Annotated in this window: 17 protein-coding genes; 5 read left to right on the top strand and 12 right to left on the bottom strand. The window is 65.3% G+C overall.

Annotation, left to right across the window (positions count from 1 at the left end; genetic code table 11):
• From V5F77_RS00005 to V5F77_RS00045, 9 genes are all read right to left on the bottom strand, one after another.
• The coding region (locus V5F77_RS00005) for a DUF4142 domain-containing protein (RefSeq protein WP_429003260.1) at positions 1-394 on the bottom strand (394 nt) is incomplete at its 3' end.
• Positions 395-531: 137 nt separating this feature from the next.
• Positions 532-1,209, bottom strand: coding sequence for a hypothetical protein (locus V5F77_RS00010; protein WP_429003261.1), 678 nt, complete (start codon positions 1,207-1,209; stop codon positions 532-534).
• Positions 1,206-2,342: a hypothetical protein gene (locus V5F77_RS00015; RefSeq protein WP_429003262.1), complete on the bottom strand. Its 1,137-nt coding sequence runs from the start codon at positions 2,340-2,342 to the stop codon at positions 1,206-1,208. Before V5F77_RS00015 ends, V5F77_RS00010 begins: the two co-directional genes overlap by 4 nt.
• Before the next feature lie 85 nt (positions 2,343-2,427).
• Positions 2,428-5,544, bottom strand: coding sequence for an efflux RND transporter permease subunit (locus tag V5F77_RS00020; protein WP_429003263.1), 3,117 nt, complete (start codon positions 5,542-5,544; stop codon positions 2,428-2,430).
• An 11-nt stretch (positions 5,545-5,555) separates the two neighbouring features.
• Positions 5,556-6,209 carry an efflux RND transporter periplasmic adaptor subunit gene (locus V5F77_RS00025; RefSeq protein WP_429003264.1) on the bottom strand — a complete coding sequence of 218 codons (654 nt, stop codon included), beginning with the start codon at positions 6,207-6,209 and terminating at the stop codon, positions 5,556-5,558.
• Positions 6,137-6,646: a biotin/lipoyl-binding protein gene (locus V5F77_RS00030; RefSeq protein ID WP_429003265.1), complete on the bottom strand. Its 510-nt coding sequence runs from the start codon at positions 6,644-6,646 to the stop codon at positions 6,137-6,139. Before V5F77_RS00030 ends, V5F77_RS00025 begins: the two co-directional genes overlap by 73 nt.
• Before the next feature lie 103 nt (positions 6,647-6,749).
• Positions 6,750-7,361: a TetR/AcrR family transcriptional regulator gene (locus tag V5F77_RS00035; protein WP_429003266.1), complete on the bottom strand. Its 612-nt coding sequence runs from the start codon at positions 7,359-7,361 to the stop codon at positions 6,750-6,752.
• 126 nt (positions 7,362-7,487) lie between these two features.
• On the bottom strand, positions 7,488-8,057 hold the full coding sequence (locus tag V5F77_RS00040; protein WP_429003267.1) for an invasion associated locus B family protein: 570 nt from the start codon (positions 8,055-8,057) through the stop codon (positions 7,488-7,490).
• Between the two features lie 353 nt (positions 8,058-8,410).
• Entirely contained in the window at positions 8,411-8,878 is a 468-nt protein-coding gene (locus V5F77_RS00045; RefSeq protein ID WP_429003268.1) for a hypothetical protein, read from the bottom strand.
• A gap of 49 nt (positions 8,879-8,927) precedes the next feature.
• Here V5F77_RS00045 and V5F77_RS00050 point away from each other — a divergent pair, with 49 nt between their 5' ends.
• From V5F77_RS00050 to V5F77_RS00070, 5 genes are all read left to right on the top strand, one after another.
• Complete coding sequence (locus V5F77_RS00050; protein WP_429003269.1) at positions 8,928-10,268, top strand: lipopolysaccharide biosynthesis protein; 1,341 nt, start codon at positions 8,928-8,930, stop codon at positions 10,266-10,268.
• Between the two features lie 191 nt (positions 10,269-10,459).
• Complete coding sequence (locus V5F77_RS00055; protein ID WP_429003270.1) at positions 10,460-12,577, top strand: exopolysaccharide transport family protein; 2,118 nt, start codon at positions 10,460-10,462, stop codon at positions 12,575-12,577.
• A gap of 167 nt (positions 12,578-12,744) precedes the next feature.
• Complete coding sequence (locus V5F77_RS00060) at positions 12,745-13,605, top strand: polysaccharide biosynthesis/export family protein (protein WP_429003271.1); 861 nt, start codon at positions 12,745-12,747, stop codon at positions 13,603-13,605.
• Positions 13,606-13,714: 109 nt separating this feature from the next.
• On the top strand, positions 13,715-14,557 hold the full coding sequence (locus V5F77_RS00065; RefSeq protein WP_429003272.1) for a WecB/TagA/CpsF family glycosyltransferase: 843 nt from the start codon (positions 13,715-13,717) through the stop codon (positions 14,555-14,557).
• Positions 14,554-15,936 carry an O-antigen ligase family protein gene (locus V5F77_RS00070; RefSeq protein ID WP_429003273.1) on the top strand — a complete coding sequence of 461 codons (1,383 nt, stop codon included), beginning with the start codon at positions 14,554-14,556 and terminating at the stop codon, positions 15,934-15,936. Before V5F77_RS00065 ends, V5F77_RS00070 begins: the two co-directional genes overlap by 4 nt.
• An 8-nt stretch (positions 15,937-15,944) precedes the next feature.
• On the opposite strand, the gene V5F77_RS00075 is transcribed toward V5F77_RS00070, so the two are convergent.
• The 3 genes from V5F77_RS00075 to V5F77_RS00085 form a co-directional block, all read right to left on the bottom strand.
• A complete protein-coding gene (locus tag V5F77_RS00075) occupies positions 15,945-17,588 on the bottom strand; it encodes an FAD-dependent oxidoreductase (protein WP_429003274.1) in 1,644 nt (547 codons plus the stop codon).
• 286 nt (positions 17,589-17,874) lie between these two features.
• Positions 17,875-19,026, bottom strand: a complete 1,152-nt coding sequence (locus V5F77_RS00080; protein ID WP_429003275.1) for an AGE family epimerase/isomerase — start codon at positions 19,024-19,026, stop codon at positions 17,875-17,877.
• Positions 19,023-20,261 carry an HAD-IIIA family hydrolase gene (locus tag V5F77_RS00085; protein ID WP_429003276.1) on the bottom strand — a complete coding sequence of 413 codons (1,239 nt, stop codon included), beginning with the start codon at positions 20,259-20,261 and terminating at the stop codon, positions 19,023-19,025. The genes V5F77_RS00080 and V5F77_RS00085 overlap by 4 nt, the downstream gene beginning before the upstream one ends.
• Between the last annotated feature and the right edge of the window lie 22 nt (positions 20,262-20,283).

A 20,283-nucleotide genomic window follows, 5' to 3' on the forward strand; every position in this document is an offset into this window, starting at 1 on the left:
CGGCGCCGGTCTCACCCTTGAGGCGGGCGAGCGTCTTGTCGAAGTCGTCGCCGAGGCCGACGGGCAGAGTGAGGCCGGTACTGGCCTTGCCGAAGGCGGTGCCGAAATTCTTGCCTATCTTGGTATGATCCTTGATCATCTTCTTAGCAAAAGCGATGACTTGCTTGTTCTTGCTGTTCTGGAGCGCGACCTGGCTGGTCACGATTTCGAACTGGTTCGCGCGCGCGGCGGTGTCCACGAACGCCGCCGTGCTCGGCACGGTCGCCGCCTTGGCGATCTCGGCCGGTGCGGGCTGGGCGGCCGAGGCGGCCGGCATGTTCATGGTCTGAGCCGAGGCGCCTGGCAGACCTGCCAACAGGGCGGCGGCGACGAGGGCTATGGACAATTTAGACATCTTTGTGCGTCTCCCAAGAATACGGTCGTGCCGCAGACTGCCGGTGCAGCTTCACCGGCATATGACAGACTAGTCTTTTTTATATGTTTGCGCTGCCGCGCGCGCGGATAGCCAGGTGGAGCGCGTCGCCGCGAGTTCTAGGCGTTCGGTCCCGGAGCGGTTTCCAGCGGAAACGGCGTGCGCTCCCAGATCTTGCCGAGCTTGAGTTTCTCGACGCTATAGGCCTCCCATTCGTGCAGCAGGCCGGCGAGGGTGACACGATCCTCAAGCGAGAGCTTGTTGCCGAGCGCAAGCAGCTTCTCGTCCAGGCCGAGGCGCTTCAGATGCGGTAGCCAGACGTGGGCGGCGGACTCATACGTGGAGATCAGGTCTCGAGCGCTATCGAGGTCGCCAAGAGCTATATCGTCAAGCGCGTGCGCAGCGCCGTAATATTTTAGATATGCCTCCGACCTGGGCGTAGATTTGTCGATATAAGTATCAATATCATCCCCGCGACTCGACATTTCCTGAATCTGAACCTCAACTGCATCGCATAACATTTCAGATGTATCCGGAAGATCAAGAAGCCACGGCTTCTTGTCTTTTCTGAATAAATGCTGAGCAGGACTGAGTGAAATATCGTCATACCGACGATATAATTTCATCACAAGCCACCGAGGATCACAGGCTCGCGCATATACCGTCCGCTCCACAAAAACACCCCGAAGAAAATGACGGACCGGCTTGATGACAACGAGACGGCCGATGAGAGCAAGGTCATGGCGTCGATCCAGCAAAGGTGCGAGAAGTTGCTTGACTTCTTTTACATTCGTCATTTCTTTGGCCGTATTTCTGTTACGATAATTGTACGTGTATCTGGATAACGCGCAAAGACTGCCCGGGAAATTTCGGCCGAACGGCTGGCTGACAGACCGCGCTTCCCAGCCTTTATGTCATAAACACACGTGACCTGATCGCTTGCATGCTCCAGGACGTCAATGCGAATTGACCCCCTTTTGCCGTATTTTATTACATCTTCTTGTGACCTAATCGGTCTTGCCCCTACCTCTTCGACTGTTTTCAAGAAAGATACTTCGGTTCCGAAATTTGGATTGTTTTCTGCCTTTATCCGATCGCTCAATGCCCAATGGACTGCGGTTCCATAACTAGCGGTGGTGGAAAAGTTCGATCTATTTAGTGACGATGAAATGTCATCCGCATATTTCTGCACATCGCTTAGCCTACGGCACGCCTTCTCCACCTCCTCCTTCGTCAAAGCTCCGACATAAGACGGCATCATCTGAGGAGATTCGCCGGGAGCATATTCGCGCGTCGTAAAGGCAACCACCGGCTGCTCGCCTGTCAACGCCGCGCGCGAGGATAGCCAGGTGTAGAGGGCTGCCGCGAGTTCTATCGTCGTCGCCGCCGCCGCCCGGACGACCGGCGCCACGTAGGCCGGCTGGATGATCGCTTGCGGCTGTGGGCCGGTTTCGGTCCAGACGGTCTGGCCAAGAAGCCGGTCATCCCCGTCGTAGATTTCTTGCGTCGTGCCTCTGTTGAGAAACACGCCGGCGGTCCCGTCGGGGAGCACGACGCGGTGAACATCGGTCCATTGCGGGCTGTCGCCGGGTGCTGCGTAGCGCGAGACGATGAGGGTGCCGTCGGCCTGGGCCACCGATTGCTCGGCCAGACTGCCATCGGCACGATAGGTGCTTCGGTCAACGCGCGCGTGTTCACCGCTGCAGCTCACCCGCGTAACGGTTCGCGGCTCCCGGGCGAGACCACCCGAGCCACCCGCATCCGTCCACTGCCCGCCATCGGAATTGCCCGCGGGAACCCGCGGCTGTGCCGGGCTGAACCCTGCCTTTAGGGCAAGGCCATATCGCAACAATTGGACTTCGAACTTTAACGATGCCAACGCGCTGGCAATCCCCGCCAGCTCCAGACGATCTTCGCGAAAAGACGGCATTCCCCCACCCCCATGCGCAAGTGCCTGCGCGTGGGGTATAGGATTAAATACCTTTTATCAATTTATTCCTAGCTTGTCCTGCCGGTCACGCGGGCATCCCCGCCCCGTGGCCGGGCTGCGCCCGATCCGTGTCCGCAGCCGCACCAGAAGCCTCGGGCTCGGCCACCTTCACCCGGAAGAAGGCGGCATAGAGCGCCGGCACCACCAGCAAGGTCAGCGCGGTCGCCACCAGAAGGCCGCCCATGATGGTGATGGCCATGGGCCCCCAGAAGACGCTGCGCGCCAGCGGGATCATGCCCAGCACCGCCGCAAGGGCGGTCAGCACCACGGGCCGGGCACGGCGCAAGGTGGCATCCACGATCGCCTGCCCCGGCACATGGCCGGCCTTGATGTCGGTGTCGATCTGATCCACCAGGATCACCGTATTGCGCATGATCATGCCGGCGAGCGCGATCAGCCCCAACAGCGCCACGAAGCCGAACGGCTGATGCGCCGCCAGCAAGGCCCAGGTGGCGCCGATCACGCCCAACGGCGCCGTGCAGAGCACCAACACCAGGCGCGAGAAGCTCTGGAGCTGGATCATCAGCAAGGTCAGCATGACCACCAGCATGATCGGGAAAACCGCCGCCAGCGACTTGTTGGCCTTGGCGCTTTCCTCGATGGAACCGCCGGTCTCGATGCGATATTCGGGCGGCAGGTTGGCCTTGATGGCGGCGAGCTTGGGCAGCAGGCGGGTGGTCACGTCGGGGGGCTGGATGCCATCCTTCACGTCCGCCCGCACGGTCAGCACCAGGTCGCGGTCGCGCCGCCACAGGATCGGTTCTTCCGAGGCATAGACGACGCGCGCCACCTGCCCGAGCGGCACCGCGACGCCGTTGCGCATGCTCACCGTGAGGCCGGCGAGGTTCTGCAGGTCCGCCCGCTCCTCGGGCACCGCGCGCGCCATCACGTCGATGAGCAGATTGCCCTCGCGATGCTGGGTCACGGTGTAGCCGGAGAGCAAGGTCTGCAAGGTTTCCGCGACATCGCGCGGCGTGGTGCCGAGGGCGCGCGCCCGGTCCTGGTCCACCTGCAGGGTGACCGACTTCACCCGCTCGCCCCAATTGAGATGCGGATCGATGAGGGCGGGGTCGCCGGTCATCACGACACGCACCTGCTCCGCGATGTCGCGCACCTTCAGCGGGTCCGGCCCGATGACGCGGAAGTTCACCGGGAAGCCCACCGGCGGGCCGAACACGAAGCGATCCACCCGCACCCGCGCCTCGCTGAGCGCGCCGTCGGCGATCTGCTTCTCAAGCCGCGCCTTGATGCGCTCGCGGGCCTCGGTATCGCGCGCCACGATGACCACTTCGGCGAAGTTCGGGTTGGGGAGAACGGGGTTGAGGCCGAGCCAGAAGCGCGGCGTGCCCTGCCCGACGTAGGTGGTGGCGGTGGCGATGTCCGCATCCCCCGCCAGCATGGCCTCGGCCTTCTTGGCGGTCGCCTCGGTCACCTTGATGGAGGTGCCTTCGGGCAGGCGCATCTCAAGGAACAGCTCGGAGCGGGTCGAGTTGGGGAAGAATTGCTGCTGAACCAGCCCGAAGCCGGCGATGGACACGGCGAACAGGCCGAACGTGGTGCCGATCACGAGAAAGCGGTGCCGCAGGCAAAAATTCAGCATCCGCCGCAGCAGGCGGTAAAACCGCCCGTCATGGGCTTCGCCATGGGCATGCACCTTGAAGGTGGGCAGCAGCATGTAGCCGAGATAGGGGGTGAAGATCACCGCCACGAACCAGGAGGCGATGAGCGCGATGCCGACCACCCAGAATATGCCGCCGGCATATTCGCCCGAGCTGGATTTGGCAAAGCCCACCGGCAGGAACCCGGCGGCGGTGACAAGCGTGCCGGTCAGCATGGGAAACGCCGTCGAGTGCCAGGCGAAAGTGGCCGCGCTCGCGCGATCGAGCCCCTCCTCCATCTTCACCACCATCATCTCGATGGCGATGATGGCATCGTCCACCAGCAGACCCAATGCGATGATCAGCGCCCCGAGCGTGATGCGGTGCAGGTCCATGCCGGAGGAGAACATCACCAGGAACACGATGGCGAGCACCAGCGGCACGGAAAGCGCCACCACGATGCCGGTGCGAAAACCGAGCGAGAGGAAGCTCACCACCAGCACGATCACCAAAGCCTCGGCGAAGGTGTGCAGGAATTCGCCGACGGATTCGCCCACGATATGGGGCTGGTCGGCAATCTGCGTCACGTCGATGCCGACCGGCAGCTCGGCGATCGCCTTGTCCATTGCGCGTTTCAGATTTTCCCCGAGGGTCAGGATGTTGGCGCCGGCCGACATGGAAACGCCGATGCCCACGGCCGCATCGCCGTTCTGCCGCACGAGGAAGCTCGGCGGGTCCTCGTAGCCGCGCCGCACGGTGGCGACATCGCCGAGACGGAACACCGCGTTCCCGGCCAGCACCGGCACCGCCGCGATGGCATCGACGCCGGAGAACGCCCCTGATATGCGCAGGTTCACGCGGTCCGCATTGGTGTCGACGGCACCGCCGGAGACCACCGCATTCTGCCGCGCCACGCTATCGAAGATCTGCTGGGGCGTGATGCCGAGGGTGGCAAGGCGCGCGTGGCTGAATTCGATATAGATCCGCTCGGGCCGCTCGCCCACCAGATCCACCTTCTCCACATCCTGAACCCGCAGCAGATCCTGGCGGATGATCTCCGCCTGCCGCTTCAGCTCGGCCGGGGCGACATCCTTGCCGCTGAGCATGTAGAGGGCGGAATAGACATCGCCATATTCATCGTCGAAGAACGGGCCGATGACGCCAGACGGCAGGTTCCCTTTGACGTCGCCGACTTTCTTTCGCACCTGATACCAGAGGTCCTTCACGTCCTTCGCCTGGGTGGAATCGGCGAGATAGATCTGGATGAAGCTGACGCCAGGCCGCGAATAGCTTTCCACCCGGTCGAGATGCGGCAGGGATTGCAGCTTCTTCTCGATGGGGTCGGCGACCTGCTCCTCCATCTCGGTGGAGGTGGCCCCCGGCCACATCGCGTTCACCACCATCACCTTGATGGTGAAGGAGGGGTCTTCGGCCCGCCCGAGATTGAGATAGGCGAAGGTACCGGCGGCAGCCAGCATCAGGATTGCGAACAAGGTGAGCGTGCGGTGGGTGATCGCCCAGCGCGAAAGGTTGAAGCCGTCCATGCCAGCCCCCGTCACTTGGCCGCGACGGTGCGCACGACGCGCCCGGCATCCAGGGTCTGGGCGCCCATGGTGACCACCAGATCCCCATCGGCCACACCACGCGAGACCAACGCCGCATCGGCGGCATAACCGGCGATCTCCACCGGCCTGGCAATGAGCGCATTGGTCTTGGGATCGACCACATAGACATGCGGGCCGGCGCCCCGGTCGAACACGGCGGACAATGGCAGGCGCGCGACGTCAGTGGTTCCGGCGGGCCGCAGCCGCACGGTCGCGGTCATGCCCAGCGCCACCTTATCGTCCACATTCTCGAGCGAGAAACGGGCCGGATAGGTGCGGCTCGCGGTGTCGGCCTGGGGCGAGAGCTCGCGCAACTTGGCTTTGATCTTGCGGTCCGGCTCGGCCCACAGGGTCACACTCGCCTCGGCGCTGCGCGCGTCGGCGAGCGCCGTCTCGGGTAGCGCGACCAGCGCTTCCTTCTCGTCCAGGCGGGCGATGCGGGCGACCGTCTGCCCGGCGGAGACCACCTGCCCCGGCTCCGCAGCCGTGGTGGACACCACGCCGTCCACGGTCGAGAGCAGGTCGGTGTAAGTCAGCTTGTTGCTGGCAAGATCGAGCGCGCGCTTGGCCCGCTCCAGGCGGCCCACCGCCTCATCCTTCGCCACCGACTTACGGTCCAGATCGGCGGTGGAAGCAAACCCGCGCGCGGAAAGCGTACGATAGCGCCCGTCCCGGCCGTGGTCTGGGCAAGATTGGCTTGGGCGGCGGCCAGTTCCGCCTCCGCGCTTCCGAGTTCCAGCTTGAAATCCTCGGGATCGAGCTTGGCGATGACGTCGCCGGTCTTCACCCGCTGCCCGACCTCCACCAGGCGCTGCTGGACCTTGCCGGCGACGCGGAACGAAAGGTCGATCTCCCAGCGCGGCCGCACGATGCCGACGAACGTCTTGTCCGCCTCGACCGGGCGCAGGGCCACGGTCATGACCTGGACCGGGCGCGGCGGCGGCCCCGCCTGCTCGGCGGGCGCCGGGTCGCCGCAGGCGGAAAGAACCAGCGTACTGCCCAGAAGAGCGGACCAGGCCAGGATGCGAGGAGAGGACGACATGACTCAGATTCCAGGCTGTCGAGTTATGATTCAACACTGATGATTTTCAACTTTCGTCAGACAAAAGGCGCAAGATCACGCCTCGGTTGACGAAACCCAGGCATCACAACGGGCGGCGATTGACCTCGATAGCGCGGAGCATGAACCGAACCGTATCGCGCGCCTGGCCTTCCAGATCCTCATCGATGCATTGAGCCACAAGGATGGGATGGCAGAAGCGCACGCAGCAGCCGAGCAGCATGGCGCTGACCTGGTCGCAATCGTGGGGTTGGAACGTCCCGTCGGCTATGCCCTCGCGCAGCAGGGCGGCGAGATACCGGCGAATGCGCTCCTTATGGGCCTCTATGGCGGACCAATTGTGCTCGATCGCCACCAGGACCATGTCGTGCACGCGCCGTTCGACCAGAAAATTATCCCGATGATACCGCAGGATGGTGATGAACACCTGCTCGATACGCTCAGGTGCCGAGAGCGGCGCGCGCGCCACCGCGGCCACCTGCGCTTCCACTTCCGCGAGGCTGCGGTCGCAGATGGTCTCGACGATCGCGTTCTTGGACGAGAAGAAGCGATAGATATTGGCCGGCGACATGTCCAACTCGGCGGCGATGTCGGCCACCGCAGTCTTCGCGAACCCCAGGCGGCGGAACAATTCCTCAGCCGCGATGGCGATCCGCTCGCGGGTCTCGTCGATGGATTCTTTTGGGCGCACGCTCACGGATTTGGCTCAAATTCTGTTTCTGACGATTATCATAAATCATCAGAAATCAAATACAAGCGTTCTTCGCACGTCCCACCACCTCGTGCCATATACCTTCAAGGCATTGATATTAGAAGGTTTTTCTCACATCTTGTCGCGCGCCGCCAGGGCGGCGGAGAGACCATTGAAGGAGATCGGCAGCGAAATGGGGCTCTGGGCGCGATCGAGAAACTCGACTTTCCCGCTGCCCTTGGCATTGCCCAGGGCCGTGGCATCGGCGGCGCTCAGCTCGACGTCCGCGATGCAGGCGCGGATGCAGAACTTGTAAGCGGCGGCGACGGGCTTGGCCTTTTCGTCATAGGTGAAGCGGGTGCCGGCCGGAAGCCAGACGCCGGCCGGAAGTTGCAGCACCATCAGAAGCGGCGCGTCGGGCTTCAGCCGGCCGAACGCGATCTGCGCCATGAGGCCCTGCTGCTTGTCGCCGATCTGCAGGGTCTGGGAGACTTCGCACACCTTGGCGGGCGCGCCCTCGGGTCGCTCGCACCGCACCACCCAATCCTCATAGGTGGCGGTGGTGCGGCTGGGGCTGTCGTCGGTGGCGGGAGCGGCGGCGGCGGGGGCCGCCGGCTTGGCCGGAGCGGGCTTCTTCGGTGCCGCGGCAGCCGGAGGGGTGGCAGGAGCAGCAGCGCCCTGCGCCCACACGGGTCCGGTCATCGCGACAAAGACTAACCCCACCAAAGCATTGGTAGAGAACCTGCGCCGGCGCGGCGCGGCAGCGCGGACAGGGGAGGCGGAAGGCGACGATACACGGTCCGGCATGTCAGGCTCGCTCGGGAATGACTCTGGCCGGCCCCTGATAGCGTGGTGCCGCGCATCTGCCAACGGGGCGCCCGTTAAATGATACCCTTTCCGTCCGCAAAGGCCGCTCCGCCACCGCGACCGTTTCTCATGCCGTTTTCGGGTTCTCATGCCATTTTCGCGCCGGATTGGCGCGCGTGATACCGGCCAAACCGGCTGGAAAAGGGAGACCTGCGAGGCACCGCCGCAGCCGCCCGCCAGCGCACGCCTTACGGTCGGCAGGTCACGCCCGCCCATGTGGCATTCTTGTAATATGGCTGCAATTCGAGACGTTTGATGCCCTGCCAAAGTGTGCTATGCGCCTGCGGGCAGAGTCGCATAAGGGCCGATGTCGGATTGCCCTGCCAGCTCGCTGGAATGTGGACCGTGACAGTAAAGCCTTCGAGGCGGTATTCGGGCGCGCCAGACCACCAGAGAGTTGGAAGAACGCTTTGCAGATGCTTGTTGATTTCAAGACGGGCATCAAACGGGAACGGGTTGCTATCGCCGGTGATCCCGAGGCCGTGCGCCGATCCCTCATCCTGAGACAGGGCCGGGGCGGACACCAGCAGGCACGCGGCAAACGCGCAGGCCAAGGCAGGCACCAAGCCCACGGCAGGGACCGGGCGCAGGGCACGCGCCAAACCTGCCAAAGGCGTGCCCCCTGGACGGGCGGGACGATGGAACGCGGATTTCATTCGTGCAACGCTCTCCAGGTCCGATACGGCTGCGGCCCGAGGCCGGCGCGTGCGCATCATCATCAGTTCGCATCCGCGCCTCAAGGCAGAAGCGCATAACGGGGTGAAGCCGGTTTCCATGCGCCTCAGCCAGCTCGTCACCACTTATTGGGCCTATGCCGCCGCGCTCGTGGTGCGCGGGCTGGAACTGGTGGGAAAATTCGGCCTCTACATGCTGGCCGCGCGGATTCTCGGCGCGCATGAATCCGGCCTGTTCTTCTTGTGCATGACCTGGATCGGGCTTGTCGCCACCATCTCGCGGGCCGGCTTCGAGAAGGCCATCATCCGCCATATGGCCGGGGAAATGGCGCTCGGGCGAACCCGCGATGCCCGCCGCGCCATGCTGACGGGATTAGGCTGGACCACCCTTGGCGGTGTCCTGGCGACCGGCTTGACGATTCTGTTTGCCGAGCCGCTGTCCATCCATTTGTTCAGCGAACCCGACCTCGTGCTGCCCCTCAAGATCGCCGCCGCCGTCATCCTGCCACAGGCGCTCTGCGTGGTCGTCGGTAGCGCCCTGTCGGGCTATCATCGCGTGGTGGCGGCCCAGTTCATCCAGAACGGGCTCTGGCCGATCGTCACGCTGGCGGCCGTCGGGCTCGGCGCGCGTTCGCTGAACGCCATGCTGATGGCGCTCGGCGCCTCCTATGTGGTCGCCATCCTTGTAGGCGTCGGCCTGATCCTGATGCAAAAGCCGGCGGAGCAAGTGCAGGGAGACCTCGTGCCCGACGCCCTGCCCGCCCTATGGCGCACCGCCATACCACTCGGCATCGTCGAGGTGGTGCAGATGTCGCTGAACTCCATTCCCGTCCTCGTGCTGGGCGTGTTCGGCACGCCCACGGACGTGGGTGCGTTCAGCGTCGCAAACCGCATATCGCTGCTGATTTCGGTGCTCGTGGTGTCGATCGGCACCATTGCCGCCCCCTCCTTCGCCAGCCTGCACCGGCGCGGCGAGATCGTCGCGCTGCGCGCGCTCAACCGCCGGGTTCGCCTCGTGGTGGCTTTGTGCGGCGTTCCGGCCATCGCGGTGATGCTGCTGGCGCCGGTGCAATTGCTGCACCTGATCGGTCCCGGCTTCGAGATCGGCGCCAGCGCCCTGATGGTGATGAGCATCGGCCAATTGGTCTATTGCCTGTTTCCCAACCAGGACATCGTTCTCGCCATGACCGGGCACGGAAACGTGCTGCGGTGGCTCAACATCGCCCAGTTCGTCACCTGTTGCGCGCTCGCGTTCGCGCTGATTCCCCCGTTCGGCATGATGGGCGCTGCGGTGCTGGCCTGCATCGTGGTCTCGCAGGGCGCGCTCGGCACGGCCATCGCCTTGCGGCGCCTGCTGCCGGCGGCCTATTAGGCCGGACGGACCGCTCGGAACCGCCGCGCGCATGCCGGACACGAGGCATTAATGTTAAGATTTTTGCCGCTTTTTAGCGAATGGCCGCACCCGCATCCAGCAGCGACGCCCCGGCGTCCCGTGGGGCGCGCCGGGCGCGATGGTGAGAGCAAGCGGAGCGGCCATTGGCCGAAGTGGGACCGAGGATTGCGATGACGGTTACGCACGCCGCAGAAGTGGAAGGCACCGCTCCGATCTCGTGGAGCGATGTCCGCGCGCCCGCCTTTACCGTGCGCGACTTCCTGATCGCGACCGCATACCATATCCGCATCGTTCTCATCGCGGCTTTGCTTCCGCTCCTGGTGGGGCTCGCCGCCTCGCTTTCGGCAAAAACCGAATATACCGCCAGCAGCCTGCTGATGGTCCTGGTCAACCGCGAGGTGAATTCCCAGAACGTCACGGACAGCGGCCCGACCACCCTCTCCATCGAGGGCCTCAAGACCGTGGAATCCGAGGTCCAGATCCTCGAAAGCTCGGACGTGATCCGCGATACCATCGAGGCCATCGGTGTCGACCGGCTGTTTCCTCGCGGTCGGCTCGGATCGCTGCTCGCCTATCTGCGCTTCGGCAAGCCTGCCGAGGGTCCCTTGGACAAGGCCATCGAGCAGTTCCGCAAGAACATGCGCGCCTCGGTCCAGTCTGGCTCCAACATCATTCTGGTCACCTACACCTCCCCCGACCGGGCGCTGTCCATCGAGGCCACCGACACGGTCGTGAAGTTCTACATGCAACGGCGGCGGAGCATTTTCGACAATCCGACCGCGGCGATCCTCACCGTCGAGGTGGAGCGCTTCAAGCGGGATTTGCGGTCGGTCGATCTGGAAATCCAGGCGCTGAAGACCAAGAGCGACATCATCGATTTCACCCAGGACGCCCTGCTGGCGGCAAACCAGGTGGACAGCCTCATTCAACGCCGCCGTCAGGTCGCGGAACGGCGCGTTTCTGTCGTGGCGCAGTTGAGCGAGGCAGAGCGGCAGTTGAAGGGCCAGTCGGAGACGGTGTTCGACTTCAACCAGAAAAGCGACGTCACGCCCAATGACGAGGATCGCAACGTCCTCACCGGCCTGCTGGTGGAGCGCGACCGGCTGGTGCAGCAATATGCGCCGGGCAGCCCCTTGATCAAGGAAGCCGACCGCAAGATCGCCACCGTCCGCCGCGCCATGGCGGAGGCCGAGCTGCGCATGTTCTCGACCAATCGCGAGGTGCGCAATCCCTCCATCGCCTATCTCAACAACATGATCCTCAGCCTGCGGGTCGAGGCGGACGCGCTGCAGTTGCAGATCACCGAACTCGATGCGCAGCAGGCCACCGCGGAGAAGCGGCTGGCGGTGCTCCGCTCGACCGAAACCCGGCTCGTGGAGCTGACGCGCCAGCGCGATTCGCTGAACGAGGGGTACCGCGAATATCTGCGGCGGGCCGTTGCCGCCTCGATCGAGGAAACGGCAACCAAGGTCCGCGCGTCGAATGTGCGCGTGGTCCAGGATGCCAGCTCGGCGGTCACGAGCCGCAGCATGGCCATTCCCTTGCTTGCGGGCGGCATATTCGGCGGCCTGCTGTTCGGCGCGGCGGCCGGCGCGCTCGCCTCCGCCGTGCGCACGGTCTTCATCCAGCCGGGCGAAAGCGAGCGGGCCCTGCATCTGCCCGCTCTGGCGGAATTCTCCGACAAGCGCGACGCGCTCAATTCCGACCAGGACATCAGCGCGCTGGCGACCCTGCTGCTGGATACGGAGCTGGACGGCAAGCCGCTGCGAACCCTGCACTTCGTCACCCAGGAGCGGGACGACGACGTGCCGCTCCTGAGCCGCCGCCTGGCCGAGGAGTTCAGCATGCAGCGCGGCCTGCGCACCCTTCTGGTGGACTTGTGCTCGGCCACGCCCCATCCGCTCGAACCCGCCCAAACCGAGGTCCAGGGCGGCCTGATCGTCACCCCCACTTCGGTGCCGCTGCTCTGGTCGGTGACCGACGACACCGAATCACCCTTGTTGAGCGTGCGCCTGCCCCTGGTCGACGCGCGGCAAATGATGGAAGAGCTGGAGGAAACCTTCGATGCGATCGTCTTCTGCTCCATCGCACAAATGTCATCACCGGTCATCCAGCGCCTGAATCTTCTTGTGGATGCCAATATTCTGGTCATTCGCGCGGAGAGCACGCGAAAAGCAGCGGCGCTTCGACTGCGTTCAACCGTCCTCGAAAACGGTGGATTTATTCTCGGCTTGGTTTTCCTTGGCCGCAGATACTACCTGCCCGAATGGATTTACAAAAGAGCTTGAGGCGAAACTTTTCATTAACCATGGGGGTTTAGCGTTGCTTTACCACGTTGATCGGTTCAACGGTTCTGCTTCGCGCCTCCTTTTTCGCCGCATGGGACCTGTCGAAGGGCCCAAAGGGGAAGCGCGGTGGGGTCCTGGACCGGGTCGCCCATTAGGAGCCTTCCTCGATGCCCTCCCCCGCATGCGGAGCGACCCGTCGCGATCGCAGCCCGGTGCTGGGTGTGCCTCACGGCCTTTCCGTCGGGCCGTGGGCTGCCCTTCGGATGCCCCTGTTCCTGCTCCTCGGCAGTTGCGCTTTGGCCGGCTGCACCACCACGGCGAACCAGAAGCCCTTCCTGACCGGACAGGAAATCAGCTTCGCGGAAGTCAACCCGCAGGGCTTTCGCCCGTGGAACCCCATCGTGCCCGCCTATCGGATCGGGCCGGGTGACAAGATCAAGGTCAAGTATTTCCTCACGCGCGAGATGGACGAGGACCTGACCGTGACGCCCGACGGCACCATCGGGCTGCGGGCGGTCGGGCAGATCAAGGTGGAGGGGATGACGCTGACCGGTCTTCAGGAGACCATCCGCGTCGCCTCGCGGCGCGAGCTGACCGACCAGAAGGTGGTCGTCTCGCTTGAGGACGCGGCCTCCTCCAGCATCTATATCGGCGGCATGGTGGCCCATCCCGGCGCCTTCAAGCTTTCCAACATGCGCATGAGCGCCCTGCAGGCGATCCTGCTGGCCGGCGGCTTCAACGAGGAGGCGCGCCTCGGCGAGGTGGCGCTGATCCGCCGCGATCTGAACAACCAGCCGATGCTGCGCATCATCAACATGCTCGACATCATCGAGACCGGTTCGGATGAACGCGAGGCACCGCTGATGGCCGGCGACATCCTCTATGTCCCGCGCAGCAACATCGCCGAGCTGGACTTGTGGATCGACCAATTCATCAACAAGGTCGTGCCGTTCCAGCGCAGCTTCAGCTACACCATCGGCAGCTACACCACCGCGACCACCGGCGGCGCGGCGAGCATCATCCCCTGACCCCGCTTCAGGGCAGGCATCTTCGCGCATGCGGTTGCGGCTGGTATATGCAGCCCAAGCCGGAGCCGCTCGGGTGGCGGGCACCCGAGGACAGAGGGCGGAACACACCATGCAGACCCATGCCGATCCGGCCGCGGCGGCGCGGCCCTTCGACGAGATCACCTATCTCGGCGTGCCGTTCTCGCTCCTCGACGTGCCGGCCGCCGCCAAGCTGATCGCCGAGCGCCCGTTCGGGGCGCCGTTCGCCTATGTGGTCACGCCCAATGCCCAGAACCTGGTGCGGCACGGCCACCTCAAGGACCCGCGCTTCATCGACATCTACGCCCATGCCTGGCTGCGTCTGCTGGACGGCAAGGTGCCGCGCGCGCTGGCGCGGAAGGTGTTCGGCCTGCACATCCCGCTCGCACCGGGCAGCGATCTGACCGCCGATCTGCTGGACCACCACATCCGCCCGGAAGATCCCGTCACCATCATCGGCGGCGAGGACGAGATGCTGCGCCGGCTGAAGGCGAAGTACGGCCTGCAAACGGTCCATCATTACAATCCGCCCATGGGCTTCATCAACAAGCCGGCCGAGGTCGCCGCCTGCGTCGATTTCGTGCTGTCCCATCCCGCGCGGTACATCTTCCTGGTCGTCGGGTCGCCGCGCTCGGAATATGTGACGCAACTGATCTTCCAGCACGGCGGCGCCGTGGGCACCGCGCTGTGCGTGGGCAGCTCGCTCAATTTCGTCACCGGCCTCGCCAAGCGCGCCGGCCCGTTCTACCGCAAGCATGGCCTGGAATGGCTGCACCGGCTGATCGTGAGCCCGGAGACCCACATCCGCCGCGTGTTCGTGGAATCCATGCCGCTGCTGCTGATGGTGGCGAAGGCCAAGCTCGATCCGAAAGCCTTCGGCATGGATGGCGGCACACAGACCCGCACCGTGACGCGCGCGGAGACGCGAAAGTGAACCTTACCGGCGCACACGGCCTGCGCCGCGAGAGACTGTCCCCCGCCGAGCGCGCGGCCTCCCCCGCGCGGCTCGACGAAGGCGAACGCTTCCCCCCGCACGTCACATGGACGATCCTGCTGTGCACGCTGCCGATGTTCGGCCAGTGCTTCCATTATTACAACGAACTGCCGCCGACCTACCTGCTCTCCAAGGCCTGGCCGATCCTCACCCTGCCGCTGACGATCTACACCATCGCGCAGGTCAAGCTGCCGGCGAAGGGCATCTATCTGATCTTCCTCGCCTATGCGCTGGGGTTGACGCCGCTCATCTCGATCATCCACCTCGGCAACGATTTCATCGGCTCGATCGCGACGACGGTGAAGATCTGGCCCATCACCTATTATTTCGGCCTGTTCGCGATGCTCCTGTGGCTCGCGCCTACCGACACCCGCACCCGGGCCGCCTGCATCACGCTCGGCTATTCCACCTATGGCATCATGCTGATGCTTTGGCTGGTGATCCCGCCGTCCTGGTACAATGACGATTCCGCGCTCGGCAAATTGCTGCTCAACGAACAGGAGCGCGGAAACCGCATCTACATGCCGATGTTCTTCGGCATTCTGCTGCTGTTCTATCTGGTGCGGTCGTTCATGCAGAAACCGCAGGTGTGGAAAGTGGCGGCGGTGATCGTCGGTTTCATCCTGATGCTGTGGATCTACAAGCAGCGCACCGCGATCGCCGCCGCACTGCTGATCTGCGGCTACGGCATCGTCGCCTCCTCCCCCGACCGCATCCGCCGGCTGTTCATCGCCGTTGGATGCGTGCTCGCGCCGATCGCCGCCGTGGCCTTCTTCCTGTCCGCCGGCAACGTCACGGAATCCTTGGGCAACTCGCTCTCGGTGCGACAAAACTCGCTCAACATCGCCATCGAGTTCCTCGGCGACAATCCCTTGAGCTGGCTGTTCGGTGTCGGCGCCACCACGCGGTTCGGCACGGTCACGCTCAGCGACATCTTCCAGGATCGCAGCTTCTTCATCGCCGATCTGGGCTGGGCCGGAGAGATCTTCGAATACGGGCTGGTCGGCGCGCTGCTGATCTTCATCCTGCACGCCTGGGGCTTCTTTGCCGTGCATGCCGCCGCGCGGCGCAGCCGCGACCCCTTCGCCCAGGCCCTGGGGGACTACATCCTCTATCTGTTCGCCACCTCGGCCGTCTATCCGCTGGTGTTCACCCCCGGCGAGGTCGGCGTGGTGATGGCGGTTGGTGTCTATCTCGACCGGTATCGCAAAAAGCGACTGGAGGCTCCCCCGCAAGGCCCCCATCTGTCGCTGCGCACCGCCCGCAAGCGGGTGACGGTGGCGATCCCGCGCGCCGTGCGCGTCACCCGCTCCGGCTGAGGCCCGTTTCAGGCTCCCGGAAGCTCCTGCGCCAGGCGGCCGGCAAGGCGCATCGCGAGCGCCACGGCGGTGAGGGTCGGATTGGCTTCCGCCGAGGTCGGGAAGACGGCACTTCCGGCGACGAACAGATTGGCCGCGCCGAATACCCGGCAGTCCTTGTCGACCACGCCGGTGCCCGGCCCCTCGCCCATGCGCAGGGTGCCGATCTGGTGATGCCCGTCATAGCATTGCGACAGGATGTAATCGACGCGTTCCGCCTCCGGCACGAGCCATCGCATGGTGCCGGAGCCGCTGCTGCGGAGCCATGCGGCAAAGCAGTCGTGTCCCCGGATCAGCGGCTCCGCATCGGCCGCGCGATACCGCAGATCGATGGCGAGCCGCGGCACCCCATAGGCGTCGTGCTGATCGGAAAGGGTCACCCGCGAATCCGGATTGGGCAATTGCTCGGCATGGAAGCGAATGGCGTATCGGCGGCCGGCATTGCGCTGGAAGAAGCCGGGCTTGCGGTGCTTGGCGAGATACCGCCCATAGAGGAACGAGGGGATGAAGGCCGTGGTGCGCGGCAACTCCCGCAGCACGTTGAGGATGTGCGGCAGGCGCTGCACCGTGTCGCCGACATAATGCCGGCGGATCGATTCCGCGACGATCATCCGGCCCACCGGTGGCACGGAGAGCGCGAGATAGGCGAGGGACAGCACGCCGTTCCGGTGCGCGGGGTCGCGGATCAGCGGATAATCCGGCCACAGGGAGAAATTGGTCAGGCCCATGCGCGCCTGAAGGTCCGCGCTGGGGGTGAAGCGCCGGCGCACATAATAGCCCTGCGGGTCGGCGAAATAATCGATGCCGGCATCCAGCGTCTCGGACGTGAGGTCCATCTCGGCGGCGACGCCATAGAGGTGGCCCATGTAATAACGCCCGAGCGGACCCTCGGGACCGCCGAAGCGGCCAGGCGCATCGCGGCGCGCCAGAAGCAGCAGGCGCGTGGATTCCAGCGCCCCCGCCGCCAGCACGACGGCGCGCGCGGCAAATGACGCCTTGGTGTCGCCGGGTCCGCGCACGTGCACCCGCTCCACCTGCCCGTCGGCGGCGAACGACAGCCCGGTGACCGTCGCGCGCAGTCGCAGATCGATGGTCGCCGCCTCGCGCAGCTTGCGCTCATACATCACGGAGAAGCGCGGCTGCAGGCTCCAGCGCTCCAGCCGCTTGAAGTCGAAATCTCCATCGCCGCCGTCAAAGCCGGGCAGCGGGCTTTCGAACACCGGCGCGCCGCAGCCGATATAGTCGCAGGCGGCGGCCATGTGCGGCTCAACGTCGGCCATGGAAATCGGCCACCCGCTATGGGGAATGGCGGGGCGAACGGTGAAATCCACGGGATCAAACGAAACGCAGCGCCCGCCCCACAGGTTCGACGTGCCGCCGAGGCTGCGCTGAACCGCGATGTCCATCGCCACATGGGTCTTCGGATCGGCGATCTCGGCGTCCGAGAGGCGCTGCGCCTCGGCGGAGGCTTGAAGTTCGCCGGACTCCAGCAGCAGCACCGAACGCCCGGCCTTGGCCAATTCGAAGGCGAGGGAAATGCCCACCGGCCCCGTGCCGATGACGCAGACATCGTGGACCTTCCCGTCCAGCCCGGACACACCCGTCGTGATCATGGCTCGGAAGAACTCCGTGCTTCATCGGGCGCCCGCCCGGAAGGGTTGTCAGGATCGGCGCCGGAGCCCGGACAGGGTCGGACCGTGCAAGGCACGTCCCGAAAACCCGACGATGGGGCGAGGCCATGCCATAAGGGCTGCGGCTTGACAAGGCGATGGATCAACCCCGGAAAAACCGGCTTGCGCGCGCCCCGTGCCCCGGTCCTTGACCGGCACCGGAAGGGTTTCGCGCAAACGCCGCGCGGGCTGGGCCAACGGCCGATGTGCCGGTCATCGGCCGTTGGCTTCAGCCCTCGGTCATCACGTCGATCGCGCAGATGATGTGGTAGAGGCTGCTGGCGCGCGAGGGTTCGACGATGGGCTTGCCGTCGGCGCCGATATGCTCCCACCACGCGCCGGGAACCGGGTGCACGAAGAAGCGCATGAGGCCGCGCGCCGCCTCCGCCACCTTGGCCTCGGCGAAGGCGCGCTCCTGCGGGGTCTCGGCAATTCCGGCAAGGGCGGTGAAGGCCTTGATCCGCTCGGTCTGCGGCCACAGGCGGGCGCGGTCGTCGCGCACCGTGAGATCGGCATTCAGCTCGTTGATGGCGAGCCCGCGCGTGGTGTCCACGCCCTTGGTCTCGGCGAGATCGATCAGGCGGCGGGCCGCGGCGATGGCATCGCGGCGGCGGCGCAGCAGGCCCCAGCGGATCAGCAGCCATGCCCATTCGAACTGATGGCCCGGCTCGACCACGCTGCCCTCATGGTCGGTGAGCGCGGTCCAATCGCCGTCGTAGAATTCCCGGAGCGCGCCGGTTGCCGGATCGAGGAAGCGGGCGAGGCACAGTTCGGCGATCTCATCCGCCTGGGCGAGCCATTCCGGGTCGGGGCTGGTCTGGCTCCAGGCGAGGCTCGCCTCGAAGATGTGCATGTGCGGATTGGCCTTCAGCGGCAGCGTGCGCGGCTGGCTTTCCTCGAAACCCGCCGTCGGGTGGGCGAACTCCGACCGCATCCGCGCCAGCAAGGTCCGCGCCCGCGCCGCCAGCTCCGCCGGGCGCTCGCCGGCGGCATGGGCGGCGGCAAGGCCGAACAGGACGAAGGCGTGGTCATAAAGATCGAACGTGCCCACCAAGACCTTGCCGTCCGCATCGATCACCGAGCGCACGAGGCCGTTGGCGTCGAAATAGCGGGCTTCCAGCGCATCGAGCCCGTGGCGCACCAGATCGCGGGCGGGGCCATCCCAGCCCAGCTTGGCGGCCGTGGCGAAGGAGAAGATCTGGCGCCCCAGCACCCGGGCGCGGCGCGGATCCTCGGTGGGGATGCCGTCCGGCGTGAGCTTTTCGAAGAAGCCCCAGCGCGCCCGGTCCACGCCCACGGTGGACCACAGCGGCAAGGCCTGCTCGAACAGCCATGCGAGGAGCTGGCGACGCTCCTGCTCGCGCGGCGAAATGTCGGTCATGACTCCCCCTCAATCTGTGCCGTCGGATGGGCCGCGAGAAGCGGTGCGATGAAGGTGTCGAGATTGCCGCCGGGAAACAGGTGGCCGGGAATGCCGGCGGCCTCGGCGGCTTGGATATCGGTCGGCTGATCGCCGATCAGGAAGCTGTGGGCGGCATCCACGGGCCAGCGGCGCAGCAGGTCCAGCAGCATGCCAGGGCCGGGCTTGCGCCAGTCCGAGACCCGTCGATAGGCCGCGACGATGCCGTCGGGATGATCCGGGGCGAAGCGCTCGTCGTCGATGTGCGCGCCGATCTGCGCCAGCTCGTCCCGCATATGGGCGCGCACGACGCGATAGGCGGCTTCGTCATAATGGCCCTTGGCGATGCCGGCCTGATTGGTGACGATGAAGGCGTAATAGCCGGCCTGGTTGACCCGGCGGATCGCCTCCCGCGCGCCCGGCACCCATTCGAAGCGCTCCACCTGCCCGATATAGCCGTGGTCCAGGTTCAGCACCCCGTCGCGGTCGAAGAACACGGCGGGGCGACGGCGGCGGGCGGGAATCTCATATTGCGCGCGGGCATAATCGTCGGGAATGCCGATATCGATGAAATAGCCGCTGGCCGGCACGCCCCGCAGATGCCCCGCACGGGCAAGGCCGGGCAAGGCGTCCTGCTCCAGCGACCCCTTGGGTGTCAGGGCGGAGAGGATCGACCGGCGGAACAGATAGACCCCGGCGTTCACAAGGCCGGCGCCGGGATGCTCGGGGCGGGCTGCGAACTCGGTAATCACCTCGCCTTCCAGCCGGACAACGCCGAACCGGCCGGTATCCTCCAGGGCCCGCAGGCCGAGCACGCCGGCCACCGCCGCATCCGCAGGCAGGGCGGCCGCCAGACGCTCCAGCGGCACGTCGAACCAGGAATCCCCGTTCAGAAGGAAGAAAGTCTCGTCGAGATGCTCCCGCGCGTGCCAAAGCGCGCCGCCGGTTCCCGCCCGGTCGGGTTCGATGCACACCTCCACCTGGATGTCGGCTTCCAGCCGTCCCGGCAAGGTGGCCGCGAAGTCGCGCACCTGCTCGGATTCGAACGCGGCCAGCAACAAGATGCGATCGACCCCCTGCCGGACCAGCTCTTCCGACAGGATCTCCAGGAACGGCCGTCCGTCCACCGGCAGCAGGGGCTTGGGGCACTGGGCCGTGAGCGACCCGAGCCGGGTCCCGAGGCCACCGCACAAGATGGCCGCTTGACGTATTCTCATCGTTCAGCCCTTCGCTGCGCCA

It is taken from the genome of Roseixanthobacter psychrophilus (genome assembly GCF_043195195.1).
Lineage (GTDB): Bacteria > Pseudomonadota > Alphaproteobacteria > Rhizobiales > Xanthobacteraceae > NCEH01.

Bases quoted from the DNA above. Each gene is read 5' to 3' on its own strand.
- V5F77_RS00010 (WP_429003261.1), bottom strand. From the start codon at position 1,209: ATGACGAATGTAAAAGAAGTCAAGCAACTTCTCGCACCTTTGCTGGAT.
- V5F77_RS00015 (WP_429003262.1), bottom strand. From the start codon at position 2,342: ATGCCGTCTTTTCGCGAAGATCGTCTGGAGCTGGCGGGGATTGCCAGC.
- V5F77_RS00020 (WP_429003263.1), bottom strand. From the start codon at position 5,544: ATGGACGGCTTCAACCTTTCGCGCTGGGCGATCACCCACCGCACGCTC.
- V5F77_RS00030 (WP_429003265.1), bottom strand. From the start codon at position 6,646: ATGTCGTCCTCTCCTCGCATCCTGGCCTGGTCCGCTCTTCTGGGCAGT.
- V5F77_RS00040 (WP_429003267.1), bottom strand. From the start codon at position 8,057: ATGACCGGACCCGTGTGGGCGCAGGGCGCTGCTGCTCCTGCCACCCCT.
- V5F77_RS00045 (WP_429003268.1), bottom strand. From the start codon at position 8,878: ATGAAATCCGCGTTCCATCGTCCCGCCCGTCCAGGGGGCACGCCTTTG.
- V5F77_RS00055 (WP_429003270.1), top strand. From the start codon at position 10,460: ATGACGGTTACGCACGCCGCAGAAGTGGAAGGCACCGCTCCGATCTCG.
- V5F77_RS00060 (WP_429003271.1), top strand. From the start codon at position 12,745: ATGCCCTCCCCCGCATGCGGAGCGACCCGTCGCGATCGCAGCCCGGTG.
- V5F77_RS00065 (WP_429003272.1), top strand. From the start codon at position 13,715: ATGCAGACCCATGCCGATCCGGCCGCGGCGGCGCGGCCCTTCGACGAG.
- V5F77_RS00075 (WP_429003274.1), bottom strand. From the start codon at position 17,588: ATGATCACGACGGGTGTGTCCGGGCTGGACGGGAAGGTCCACGATGTC.
- V5F77_RS00080 (WP_429003275.1), bottom strand. From the start codon at position 19,026: ATGACCGACATTTCGCCGCGCGAGCAGGAGCGTCGCCAGCTCCTCGCA.
- V5F77_RS00085 (WP_429003276.1), bottom strand. From the start codon at position 20,261: ATGAGAATACGTCAAGCGGCCATCTTGTGCGGTGGCCTCGGGACCCGG.